General features: G+C 74.9%; 6 protein-coding genes. 3 read left to right on the top strand and 3 right to left on the bottom strand.

Annotated features, from left to right (window positions below):
* Positions 1–32: 32 nt before the first annotated feature.
* The 3 genes from WMF11_RS09045 to WMF11_RS09035 form a co-directional block, all read right to left on the bottom strand.
* A complete protein-coding gene (locus WMF11_RS09045) occupies positions 33–581 on the bottom strand; it encodes a hypothetical protein (RefSeq protein ID WP_437551064.1) in 549 nt (182 codons plus the stop codon).
* Positions 582–1,016: 435 nt separating this feature from the next.
* On the bottom strand, positions 1,017–5,051 hold the full coding sequence (locus WMF11_RS09040; RefSeq protein ID WP_437977189.1) for a protein kinase domain-containing protein: 4,035 nt from the start codon (positions 5,049–5,051) through the stop codon (positions 1,017–1,019).
* A 236-nt stretch (positions 5,052–5,287) separates the two neighbouring features.
* Entirely contained in the window at positions 5,288–5,623 is a 336-nt protein-coding gene (locus WMF11_RS09035) for a PD-(D/E)XK nuclease domain-containing protein (protein ID WP_437910967.1), read from the bottom strand.
* Positions 5,624–5,949: 326 nt separating this feature from the next.
* Here WMF11_RS09035 and WMF11_RS09030 point away from each other — a divergent pair, with 326 nt between their 5' ends.
* The 3 genes from WMF11_RS09030 to tsaD are packed head-to-tail and all read left to right on the top strand — an operon-like array spanning position 5,950 to position 11,866.
* Positions 5,950–10,221 (top strand): HEAT repeat domain-containing protein, encoded by a 4,272-nt coding sequence (locus WMF11_RS09030; RefSeq protein WP_437977188.1) that lies wholly within the window; start codon positions 5,950–5,952, stop codon positions 10,219–10,221.
* Complete coding sequence (locus WMF11_RS09025) at positions 10,218–10,808, top strand: hypothetical protein (protein WP_437977187.1); 591 nt, start codon at positions 10,218–10,220, stop codon at positions 10,806–10,808. Before WMF11_RS09030 ends, WMF11_RS09025 begins: the two co-directional genes overlap by 4 nt.
* Entirely contained in the window at positions 10,796–11,866 is a 1,071-nt protein-coding gene (gene tsaD, locus WMF11_RS09020; RefSeq protein WP_437977186.1) for a tRNA (adenosine(37)-N6)-threonylcarbamoyltransferase complex transferase subunit TsaD, read from the top strand. The genes WMF11_RS09025 and tsaD overlap by 13 nt, the downstream gene beginning before the upstream one ends.
* Positions 11,867–12,052 lie beyond the last annotated feature (186 nt).

Raw genomic sequence — 12,052 nt, 5'->3', positions numbered from 1 at the left:
GGTCAGCCCGAGGCGACGGAACCCCGGACCGGCTACTCCCGGAAGACGGTCACCGTCGTCGGCGTCGTATGGCCACCGCCAACGCAGTTCGGGAAGCTGCCGTCCGACGTCGGAGCGCCGCAGATGTCGTCGCAGTCGCCGAGGACGTCGACGATGCAGCCCTGCGTGTCGACGCCCGTCCCGCCGCACACGCGGCTGATGAGCGTCGAGCCGGGCGACTTGCACGCGAACCGGCGCTGCTCCGGCGCGAAGAGGTCGCCGAAATAGGCCCCCTCCCGTTGAGGGAAGGCATCCCGCTCCGCTTGATCCGAGTCAAGGGCCTTGTGCTTGCCACGCATCGAGAGGGGCACGCTTTGCCCGACATCGTTGATCCTGGCCAGCATGCAGGCCGAGACCCAGCCTTGGCAGTGAGCGTTGCACTTCCCATGAGCTCGCCCCCACTCGAGCGCAAGACCGATGCTCCCCTCGAAGGTATAGGTCTCGCCGTCCAGGGAGACCTGCACGGATTGCCCCGCCGGGAGCGCGCAGCTCGCCACGTACGTCAAGAACTCGCGGGCCAGGGGATCGCGCAGCGCCCTCATGACATCACTGCTGCTCGCGACTGCGTCGCTCGTCAGCGGGTTGCCAGTGAGCGCTTCCGTAGCAAGCGAGTCTGTCGCGAACGCACTCTCCACGAGCGCTTCCTTCGTGAACGCATTCCGCGTCACCATCTCTTGCTCCGCCGTGCCGCCGGCTGCCTCCAGGGGGTCAGCCTCGCCGATACAGGCCGGGAGAACGCACGATAGGCCCAGGAACGAGATTGCGAGTTTGAAACGGTATTGCATAGCCCCCTCCTCACAAATGAAACACGCATCAGGAATTTCCTCAACGACTTTTACGGAGGAACCCTAAAATTCCGCGCCTGCGGTGACGTCGTGAGAACGGCGAGGAAACGGTCGTTCAGGCGCGCTCGTGGGCAGCGCACGGCTCCTGGAAGAGCCGCGAGCAGGGAATCCCACGTGCGCCGGAGCGCGAGTTCATGGAGCGTCTCGGTCGCCGAGCCAGCGCGCCGCGAGCGCGAGCGTCTCGCCGTTGTCGAGCGCAGACAGAAACCGTTCCCGGTAGCGAGGATTCGAGATCTGCCCGGCACGGGACATCACGCTGTCGCGTGCCCGCGCGATCGCGTCGAGCGCCTCGGCCTGCCGGCCGCTCGCGAAGAGCGCCTCGGCCCGCACGAGCCGGATCAGCGACTCGCCCTCCTCGACCGCGCCGAGCGACTCCAGGAGGGAGAGCGCGTCGCCGGAGAGGGCGAGCGCCTCCTCGGCGCAGCCCTTCCGGAGCAGGACCCGCGCGGAGAGGGCCCACGCCGCCGCGCGCATCGGGGGCGCGCTTCGCAGGAGCTCCGCAGCCGCGCGGGCCTCGGCCTCGGCGGCGCCGAGATCGCCGCCGAGCAGCGCCGCCTTCCCCAGGTAGGCGCGGGCGATCCCCTCGGCTCGCGGATCGCCCAGCCGCTGGAACGTCGCGATCGCCTCGGCCTGGACCCGCCGGGCCTCGTCGAGATTGCCGCGGGCGCTCATCACGTTGCCCAGGTTGGTGCGGGCGACCGCGGCCAGATCCGTGAGCTCCATCTGCTCCGCCGCGCGCAGCGCGGCGCGCAGCGCGGCCTCGGCCCCCTCGTAGTCCCCGAGCTCCATGGTGATGGCGCCCAGGTTCACCCGCAGCGAGCACGCGTTGCGGCGATCGCCGCTCCGCTCGAACACCTCGAGCGCCGCCTCGATGCCGTCGAGGCAGGCGCCGAGATCGCCGGAGGTCATGGTGCGGATGGCGCGCGCCTCGTAGAGCCTGGCGAGCACCTCGACGTCGAGCGGCCGCTCCTCCTCCCCGCTGCGCTCGAGGGCCTCGATGATCCCGTCCGCCACCGCGTAGCGGCCGCCGAAGGCGAGCCAGTTGGCCCCCTCGACGAGGCAGACGTCCCTCCCGGTCAGCGCGCCCTCACGGGGCGACGCGCCCCGCGCCGTCGCTACCCAGGACTCCACGCGATCGAAGGCCCCCTGCTTGCCAGCGGCCGTGACCACCCAGGTCACGGCGGAGTACCAGGACGGCGAGCCCGGCTCGAACAGCGCGACGGCGTCGAGCGCGCGCTGCTCGGCAACGGCGAAATCGCCACGCCACACGCGGGCCTCCGCGTCGACGAGGAGCAGCCCGCCCGCCTCTGCCTCGGTCGCGCCGCACGCGAGGCCGCGCTCAGCGCGGCGGATCGCGGCGAGGAGATCGTTGCCGCGCAGCGCCTGCTCCGCCGCGCGCCGGTACCACGCCGCCGCGCGCCCCGGCTCGGCGCCGCGCTCGAAGTGCTCCGCGAGCTGCGCCGCGTCGCCCTTCCCCTCCCCTTCGAGCCACTCGCCCGCCAGCCGGTGGCCGAGCCGCCGGTCGTACTCCGTCAGCGCCCCGTACGCCGCCTCCCGCACGAGGCCGTGCCGGAAGCTGTACTCGGCGTCGTCGGCGCCCGCGTCGATCGGAGGGCCAGGCTCGGGCGCCCCGGCACGGCGCGCCGGCGGGGCCTCGCGCGCGGGCCCGCCCCCGGGCCCGCGCGCGGATGACGCGGACGACGCGGACGACGCGGACGACGTGGAGGACAGGCTTTCACCAGGCGCGCCGCCCCGGCCAGGCGGCCGCCTCGGGGTGATCACCTCGCGCTCGACGAGCTCGGCGAGCCGGACCGCCACCTCGGCGTCGGCGCCGCCGAGCAGCGCGGCGACGCCGGCGGGCCGGAAGCTCTGGCCGAAGACGCTCGCCGCCCGGAGGACACGCCGCGCCTCGGGATCGAGCGCCTCGAGCCGCGCCTGCACCATCGCCAGCACCGTCTCCGGCAGCGCGGCCCCTCGCCCCTCGGCGGCAGCGCGGATCTGCTCTTCCAGGAAGAAGGCGTTGCCGTCGGCCCGCTCGATCAGCGTGCCGATGATCTCCTCCGTGACGGCGCCGCCGAGCGCCTGGCGAGCGAGCCGCTCGCTGGCGCGGCGCGAGAGCCCCGTGAGCTCGATCTCCTGCACGCCGCGGCCGGCCCACAGCTTCGGGAACATCTCGCGCACCTCGGGCCGGCCGAGCGCCAGCACCATGAGCGGCGCGTCGCGCAGGTTGCGGAGGGCGCTGTTGATCATGCCGACCGTGGGCAGGTCGCCCCAGTGCATGTCCTCGAGGACGAGCAGCACCGGCTGCGCCGCGCACTCGGCGCGCAGGAACTCCTCCCACGCGAGGTGCAGCTGATCGCCCATGAGCACGGAGCTCCGCCGCGCTGCCCTGAGCGCCTCGCTGGCCTCGTCCGGGAAGGGCGTCCCCACGAGCTCGCCAAGGAAGGGCGCGACGTGGGCGCCGCGCTCGCCGTGGTGACCGACGCGCTCGCGGATCCTGCGGTGCACCGCCGCGGCCGGCGCGCCGTCGGCGACGCCGAGCGCGCGGCGGAGCACCTGCGCCAGGAGGCCGAAGGCAGAGCCGGCGCTCATGGGGTCGCCGCGCGCGATCCAGACCGCCATCGGCTCGTCCCGCGCCCGGAGGCGCCGGAGCAGCTCGACGCGCAAGCGCGATTTGCCCATGCCGGCGGGGGCCGTCACCAGCACCGCGGACGGGGTCTGCTCCTCGATGCACTGGGCGAAGGTCGCCTCCAGGAGCGACAGCTCGCGGTCACGGCCCACGCACGGCGTCGGCTTGCCGAGGAGGCGCGGCACCGCCTCGAGGTCGTCGCACTCGCCGCGCAGGAGATGGCCCGCGTGATCCGACCCGAGATCGAACCGCGCGCCGAGCAGGCCGGCCGTGACCTCGTCGATGCGGACCACGCCGAGCCGCGCCTCGTCGCCGGCGAGCAGCGCGGCGGCCTGATCGATGAGCTTGCCGATGGGAGAGCGGGCGGTGATCTCGGCGCGCCCCGAGACGAGCGCGACGGGCGCGCCGCCGAGCAGCACCTGCATCGCGAGCGCGCACCGCGCCCCCCGGGCGGCGAGATCGGTCGGCGCGACGAGGCCGGACAGCACAACGACGGGAGAGCGCGCCTCGATGATCTCGAGGCGGCCCTGGTGGCGCTCGGCCAGGGCGCTGAGCGCGCGCACGCGGAGCGCGTCCTCGCCCTCGGACCGGGTAGCGTCGCTGTCGAGCGCGCCGTCGCGGGCGAGGAGGAGGCAGATCATCCGGCGCTCGCCGGTCGTCAGCTCGGGCGTCGGGCCGCCCATGGGCACGGGGAGGCCGCGCCGCGAGGCCGGCGCGAGATCGCCGAGCGACCCGAGCTCGGCGGCCACGGCCGCGCCGTCGCGGGGGCGGTCGCGCGGGGCCTTGGCGAGCATGCGCGTCACGAGGTCGTCGAGCGCGGCCGGGACCTCGCCGCGGAGCTCCCTGAGCCGCGGCGGATCCTCGAGGAGGACCTTCACGAGCACGGAGAGGCCGTCGTTGCCGACGAACGGGGGCCGGCCGGTGAGGCAGCGGTAGAGGATGCAGCCGAGGGCGAAGACGTCGGCGCGGGCGTCGATGGCGACCTCGCCGCGCGCCTGCTCGGGGGCCATGTAGCCGGGGGTGCCGAGCATCACGCCGGGCATGGTGAGCTCCTGGCCGGCGTCCGCGACGCGCACGACGCCGAAGTCGAGCAGGGTGACCTCGTCGACGGAGCCGCCGACGAGCAGGAGGTTGCTCGGCTTGAGGTCGCGGTGGACGATGCCGAGCCGGTGGAGGGCGCCGAGCGTGGAGGCGACGCGCACGCCCAGCGAGCGGCTCTCGGGGACCGTGAGCGGCTCGCGGAGCAAGCGCTCGGCGAGGGTCTCGCCGGAGAGCCACTGCATGGCGAGGTAGAGCTCGCCGCCCTCGGTCGTGCCGTGGGCGACGTACCCGACGACCCCGGGGTGACGGAGCGCGGCGAGCGCGTGAGCCTCCCGGCGGAAGCGGTGCGACTCCTGCGGGCCCGTGCGCTGGAGGATCTTCAGCGCGACCGGCTCGCCCGTGAGCCGATCGCGGGCGCGGAAGATCTGCGCCATGCCGCCGGAGGTCGCGTGCCCTTCGATCTCGAAGCGGTCGGCGACGATGTCACCAGCGCGCATCAGCGGTACCCCCGAGACGACTCAGAGAGCCGCAGCGCTCGCCTGTGGGGTGCTTCGGACGAGCTCATCGCAGCGACCGAGGATATCCAGAACTGCAGCGCTCCCCGTCAGCAAATTGTGCTGTAAGCAAGGCAACGTCAGGAACCGCAGCGCGGTGAGCTCGCGGCGAGGGCGGATCCGAGGTAGTGCGCCTCACCACAACGAACAGCGATGTGCCCGACGTCTGCCCGAGTCGATCAGCCCTGCGGGTGTCCGTCCTTGGCGCCGGAGAGGACCTCATCGACCAGCCTCACCCAGGCGCGCTTTCCGTCGAAGACCGCGACCAGCTCATGCACGGGGGCGGCGCCGGCGGCGACCAGCTCGACCGCATAACGGCGATCACGGACTTGCCGCGCCGCGGCGAGGAGCGCCTGCTCCGGGGTCTCGCCTCGCTGTGGCACCTTGAGCTCCAGCACGATGCCTGGACGGCCCGGCGCGCGCGGCCGCACGAGCAGGTCCGCGCGGCCGAGGCCGGACTCACGGTTCGAGCGAACGTCGTAATCACCCTCGAGCTGCACGAGGAGGCCAAGGATGAAGCCGTGATAGAGAGAGGTTGTCCTTCAGGGCGGCAGAGAAGAAGTTCCGGAAGAACAGCGTCACCTCGTCGAGAAAGCCGTTCAAATAACCGGACTGGGTGGGGGTGTCATCGTCGTTGATCAGGGCTTCCCGAGGAAATACGCGAGGGTATAGATGTTAAGTGTCCTTTCGAAGCGGCGCCGCCGCAGGAGCGCTTGGAAAGTCGTCTGCTGAGCTCAGCGGCCTCGCATGTCCGGCGTCCGCGCCGGCCCGATCGCGCCCGTTCCCGGCGCCGCCGCTGCTCCGCGTGGCCGGCCGCGCACCGTCGATCTACCCTACCCAGGTGCGATCCCACGTTCTGGCCGGCTGCCTCGCGGTCCTGATCCCCGCGGCCGCGACGCTCGCGATCCCGCGCGCCGAGGCCGCGGATTTCGATCCGTCCGGCCGCGGCAAGCGGCCCAGACCGAAGGCCCCGAAGCCCGGCGGCGGCAGGCCCGGCCCCGCCGCGCGGCCGCAGCCCGCGAAGCCGCCGCAGGCGAAGCCGGAGCCGGCAGAGACCGGCGACGGGAAGCGGGGCGGCCCGTCGAGCGACGCGCTGATCGCGCGCTACACGGCCATCGTCATGAGCCAGCCGAGCGCGCCCTTCCCGCTCCAGCGCCTCGCCCAGCTCTACCGCGAGCGCGACGGGAACCTGAAGAAGCTCGTCGAGGAGTTCGAGCGCCGCGCCGCGCAGCCGGGGGCCGACGCCTGGGCCTCGAAGGTCGTGCTCGCCGGCGTCTACAAGCAGGACGGGCGCTACGACGACGCCATCAAGACGTACGAGGCCGCCATCGCGGACCGGCCCGGGGAACCGGCGGCGATGATGGCGCTCGCCCAGCTCGAGGCGGATCGCGGCGACAAGGCGCGCGCGCGCGGGCACTACGAGAAGGCGCTGCCGCTGCTCAAGGTCCCCGCGGACGTCGAGCAGACCCGGCGCACGCTGCTCGCGCTCTGCCTCGACCTCTCCGATTTCGAGGCGGCCAAGGCGCAGCACGACGCGCTCGTGAAGAACGCGCAGGGCTCGCTCTTCGTGAAGGCCGAGCTCGGGCGCGAGCTCTCCGCGCGCGGGCACCACGCGCGCGCCGAGGCCGAGTTCCGCGAGCTCGTGAAGGCCGCGGCCGGCGACAACAGGGCGCTCGCGCCGGCGCTGCGCGATCTCGGGCAGGCGCTCGCCAAGCAGAAGAAGATGGACGAGGCGCTCGCCGTGCTGAAGCGGGCGCTCGCCATCGCCGGCAGCGCCGCCGGGGTGCGGGCCGAGATCCTGCTCATCATGACCGACGCGTTCCGCGCCGAGGGCAAGCTCGCGGAGCTCATCGCGATCCTCGAGGCCGAGAGGGGGCAGGACTTCCAGCGGCTCGCGACCCTGGGCGCCCTGTACGAGGAGACCGGCGACGTCGACAAGGCGATCGGGATCTACAGGAAGGCCCTCGCGCTCGACGGCAAGCACATCGACACGCGGCTCCGGCTCGTCCACCTGCTCCAGACCGCCGGCGAGCTCGACGCCGCGATCCGCGAGTACGAGCTCCTGATCAAGGCGGCCCCGGGCAACGCGGACTTCGTCTTCGAGCTGTGCGAGACGCTCATCCAGCGGGGCGACCGGCCCAAGGCGCTCGCGCTGCTCACCCAGCTCGAGGGGCGCGTCGCGGACGAGGCCGAGACGCTCGCGGCCGTCGCCGATTTCTACGAGCGGGTGGAGGAGAAGGACCGGGCCCTCAAGGTGCTCCAGCGGCTCGCCGCGGCCGCGGGCGGCGATCCGAGCCACCTCGTCGACCTGGGCGACAGGTACTTCCAGGCCGGCGACAAGAAGAAGGCGCTGGAGACGTGGGCGCGCATCAAGCAGGTCGTGCCGAGCCGGGCGCGCGCCGCGGCCACGCTCGGGGAGGTGTACCTCGACCACGACATGGTGGCGGAGGCGCTCGCCGCGCTCCGGGAGGCGGCGCAGCTCGAGCCCGCGAACAGCCGCTACAAGAAGGCGCTCGCGATCGCGCTGGAGCGCACCGCGAGCGCGCTCGGCAACGCGGGGCCGCGCTACACGGAGGCGCGCGAGCTCTGGGAGCAGCTGCTCGCCGGGGCGGGCAACGACAAGCTGCTCGCGCGCGAGGCGCGCACCCACATCGTCAGCCTCTGGTCGCTCACCCACGAGCTGCCGAGCCGCGTCGCGCCGCTCGCCGCGCGCTTCAACGCGACCCCGCCCGACCTGGAGGCGGGGCGGCTGCTCGCGGAGGTGCAGCGCAAGCTGCACCGGCTGCCCGACGCCGAGGCCACGCTCCGGCGGCTGGTCCAGGCCGCGCCGGGCGACGAGGACTCGCTCCTCGCGCTGGAGCGCGTGCTCGTGCTCCAGCAGAACCTCCTCGGCGCGATCGACGTGCTGGGCAAGCTCGTCGAGGTGAACCCGAAGCGGGCCCGCGAGTTCTACCAGCGCATGGCGCAGTACGCCGCGGAGCTGTACCGCGACGACGACGCGATCCGGTACGCCGCGCGGGCCGTCGAGCTGTCGCCCGAGGACGCGAGCGGCCACCAGAAGCTCGGCGACATGTACCGCCGGCGGCAGGACTTCCAGCGCGCGATCGCCGAGTACCGGCAGGCGCTCGCGAAGAACGACCGGCTGTTCCCCGTGTACTTCGACCTCGCCGAGCTGCTGCTCACCGCGGGGCAGGCCGAGGAGGCCGACCGGCTCTTCCGCCGGGTGGTGAGGGCGTCGAACGACGAGGAGCTCGTCGCGCGCGCGGCGCGGATGTCGATGCAGGTGAACCTCGGCAGGGGCTCGCTCGAGGTGCTCGAGCGCGAGCTCCTGCCGGTCGCGGTCGGCAACCCGCAGAAGCCGCTCTACCGGCGGCTGCTCGTGGAGCTCTACGGCGCGATGACCTTCCCGCTGATGCAGAAGGTCCGCGGCGAGGGGCGCGCGGCGAGCGCGGCGGCGCGCGCGGAGCTCGCGAAGATCGGCGCCCGCGCGGTGAAGCCGCTGCTCGACGCGCTCGCGGACGAGAAGGAGTCGCAGCAGAAGGTCGCGATCGAGGTGCTGGCCTACGTCGAGAACAAGGGCGCCGGGCCGGCGCTCTACAACTTCGCGGTAGGCCAGGCCGACAAGGGCCTGCGCGCCCGCGCGATGATCGCGTGCGGCGCGCTGCGCGACCCGGCCATGCTGGAGCGCTACGAGCAGATGCTCGCGCCGCGGGACGCGGCGGCGAGCGTGCTGCCGAACGACGCGGTCGCGGTCGCCGCGACGTGGGGCGTGGCGCGGCTCGCGGCGGGCGGCGGGCGGCCGGCGGCCAAGGCGGTGGCGCTGCTCGCGCGGCTCCTGTCGTCGCCGGCGCCGGAGGTGCGGGCGCTCGCGGCGGTCGGCCTCGGGCTGACGCACGACCGGAAGCACGCGGCGGCGCTGTCCGCGGTCGCGAGGGCGCCCGAGGCCGGCTCCGTGCCGCGCGCCGCCGCGGTCCGCGCGCTGGGCGAGCTCGCGGGCGGGGGCGAGGGGCCCGCGCTGTTCATGTCGCTCGCCGACTCGAGCGAGCCGGAGCTCCGCCGCGCGGCGCTGATCACGCTCGCGCGGCTCGGCGGCGGCGGCGGCGCGGGACCCGGGGGCGGCGGCGCCGGCGAGGCCGAGGCGGTCGCCGCGGGCGGGGCCGCCCAGGCGATCGCGGCCGGCGCGTTCTCGTCGGACGAGGGGCTGCGCGCCGCCGCGGTGTCGGCGGCGGTCGCGCTCACGCGGCGCGCGTACCCGCGCGCGCGCGAGCCGCTGCCGGTGCCGGACGGCGCGCTGACGGTGAAGGACGTGCTCGCGGGGCTCGACCCCGATCCGCCCGGCCCGGAGGATCGCGCGGCGGCGCTCGTGGCGCTCGGCCCGGCGCTGCAGAAGGCCGCGGTCGCCGCGGTCGCGACGTCGCCCGAGCGGGCCCTGGTCGTCGCCGACGCGATCCTGTCGCGCGGCGCGGCCGTGTCGGGCGGGGCAGGCGGCGATCCCGGCGCCGGCGGGGGCGTCGCGGCGCTCGGGCTCGCGCCGTTCACGGACGGGCGCGCGGCGCTCGCCCCGGAGCCGAGGCGGCAGGTGGAGGCCGCCGTGGAGGGGATCGCGGCGGCGGTCGTGAGCGGGTTCGTGGCGCTCGTGCGGCACCCGGCGATCGAGGTGCGCACGCGCGCGGTCGAGCTGCTCGCGACCCGGCCCGAGCCGGAGGCGCAGGCCGCGGTGGTCGACGCGCTCGGCGATCCCGAGGAGAGCGTGCGGCGCGCGGCGCTCGCGGCGCTCGGCGCGGTCCGGCACGCGCCGACGATCGCGGCCGTCTCGGAGCTCCTGCGGACCTCGTCGAGCTGGCCGCTGCGCGTGCGCGCGGCGGAGGCGCTGGGCCGGCTCGGCGCGCCGGGCGGGGGCGCGGGCGGCGGCAGGCCGAGCCAGGTGGCCGAGACGCTCGGCGGGGCGGCCCGCGCCGACGCGTACGCCCTGGTGCGCGAGGCGGCGGCCCGCGCCCTCGCCTCCGCGGACCGCGCGGCGGCGGCGCCGGTGCTCCGGCAGCTCGCTGCGAGCGATCCCGAGCCGCGCGTCCGCCAGACCGCGGTCGAGCTGATGCGGAGCGCCGCGCCTTGAGCCGCGCTTCTCCGCCCGGGCCGCGGCGCCGCGCGCCGCGGCTCGCGCCGCTCGCCCTCGCCGGCGCGATAGGCGCCGGCGGGGCGGCCGGCTGCGACGACCTGAGCCGGTTCTCGACGGCCGACGGGGAGGCGTACTGCGGCGCGATCACGCTGGGCGGCGCGTTCCGCGCCGGCCTGAGCCCGCGGGTGCAGATGCGGCTCACGCTCGACGCGGACGCGCTCGACGGGGCGGAGCCGCCCGGCGCGCTGTGGACCTACGAGGCGCCCGACGGGGCCACGGCCGAGCGGCGCCTCCTCGACGGCGCGCCGCTGCGGCCGATCGGCGCGCTCGCCCACGACCCGCTGTCGCGGCTGGAGTTCGGGGAGGGCCGGGAGCGCAACGCGATCTACGCGGTCGACGCGTCGGAGCCGGAGACGGAGCCGATGCTCGCGGTGCTGTCGCTGCGCACGGACGCGTCGGTCGAGGTGCGCCTGCTCCGGCCTGGCCGGGCGCCGCTCGCGCCGGGCGAGGCGGATGCGGCGGGGCAGCGGCAGGTGTTTGGCAATTTCAGGCTGACGCGGCGGACAGGGACATGCGGGTTCTAGGGATCGAGACATCGTGTGATGAGACGGCGGCGGCGGTGGTCACCGAGGGAGGCGACGTCCTCTCCGACGTCGTGCGCAGCCAGGTGGCGCTGCACGCGCCTTACGGGGGCGTCGTGCCCGAGGTCGCGGCGCGCGATCACGCGCGCGCGGTGGTCCCGGTGGTGCGCGAGGCGCTCTCGCGCGCGGGCGTCTCGGTGGCGGATCTCGACGGCGTCGCGGTGACGTCGCGGCCGGGGCTCGCCGGGGCGCTGCTCGTCGGCCTGCAGGCCGCGAAGGGGCTCGCGTGGGCCGCGGGCAAGCCGCTCGTGGGCGTCGATCACCTCGTGGGGCACCTGCTCGCGGTGTTCCTGCGGCGCGGCGGCGCGCCGCTCTCCGACGAGCGCGAGCGGCCGTCGTTCCCGTACGTGGCGCTGCTCGCCTCGGGCGGGCACACGGCGATCTACCGGGTGGATGGCCCGGCGATCGGGGCGATCCGGGAGCTCGGCGCGACGCGCGACGACGCGGCGGGCGAGGCGTTCGACAAGGTGGCGAAGCTGCTCGGCCTCGGGTATCCGGGCGGGCCGGTGGTCGATCGGCTCGCGGCCGGGGGCGACGCGGCCGCAGCGGCGGACGCGGTGCCAGCGCTGATGGCGCGCAAGGAGTCGCTGGAGTTCAGCTTCTCGGGCATCAAGAGCTCGGTCGCGCGGCACGTGGCGAAGCGGGGGCGGCCGGAGGGGCAGGCGCTCCGCGACCTGTGCGCGGCCTTCCAGGGGGCCGTGGTCGACGCGCTCGTGCAGAAGACCGTGCGGGCCGCGCGGGCCGAGGGGATCGGGCGGGTGGTCCTCGGCGGCGGGGTCGCGGCGAACCAGGGGCTCCGCGCGAAGATGACCGCGGCGTGCGAGCGGCGGGGCCTCGCGCTGTTCGTGCCGCCGCTCGCGAGCTGCACGGACAACGGGGCGATGATCGCGTATGCGGGCGCGCTGCGGCTCGCGGCCGGGGAGCGTGACACGCTGGATCTCGCGCCCGAGACGAGGACGGCGCTGCCGCGGGTGACCCGCAAGGGCGGTGGCGCGAGGTGATCGGGACAGGCCGGTAGCGGGAGCGGCGCGCGGGCGCGGAGGACGCGGGTCCTGTGTGCGTAGGGACATGGCGTCCGATGGCGGACGATGGCGGACGATGAAGTAATGGCTCGTGCTGGGGATTACCTCGGACTTGTACGCTGCGGCGAGCCGTGGTCTGATGCGTTTCTCAGGATTCAGGCCGGT

The sequence above is a fragment of the Sorangium sp. So ce295 genome (assembly GCF_051527405.1).
Classification (GTDB): Bacteria; Myxococcota_A; Polyangia; order Polyangiales; family Polyangiaceae; genus Sorangium; species Sorangium cellulosum_B.
This window is presented reverse-complemented; position numbering and strand designations above follow the sequence as displayed.

What these genes read in the sequence shown, in the direction of transcription:
- WMF11_RS09045 (WP_437551064.1), bottom strand. Translation starts at nt 581, where the DNA reads ATGAGGGCGCTGCGCGATCCCCTGGCCCGCGAGTTCTTGACGTACGTG.
- tsaD (WP_437977186.1), top strand. Translation starts at nt 10,796, where the DNA reads ATGCGGGTTCTAGGGATCGAGACATCGTGTGATGAGACGGCGGCGGCG.
- WMF11_RS09040 (WP_437977189.1), bottom strand. Translation starts at nt 5,051, where the DNA reads ATGCGCGCTGGTGACATCGTCGCCGACCGCTTCGAGATCGAAGGGCAC.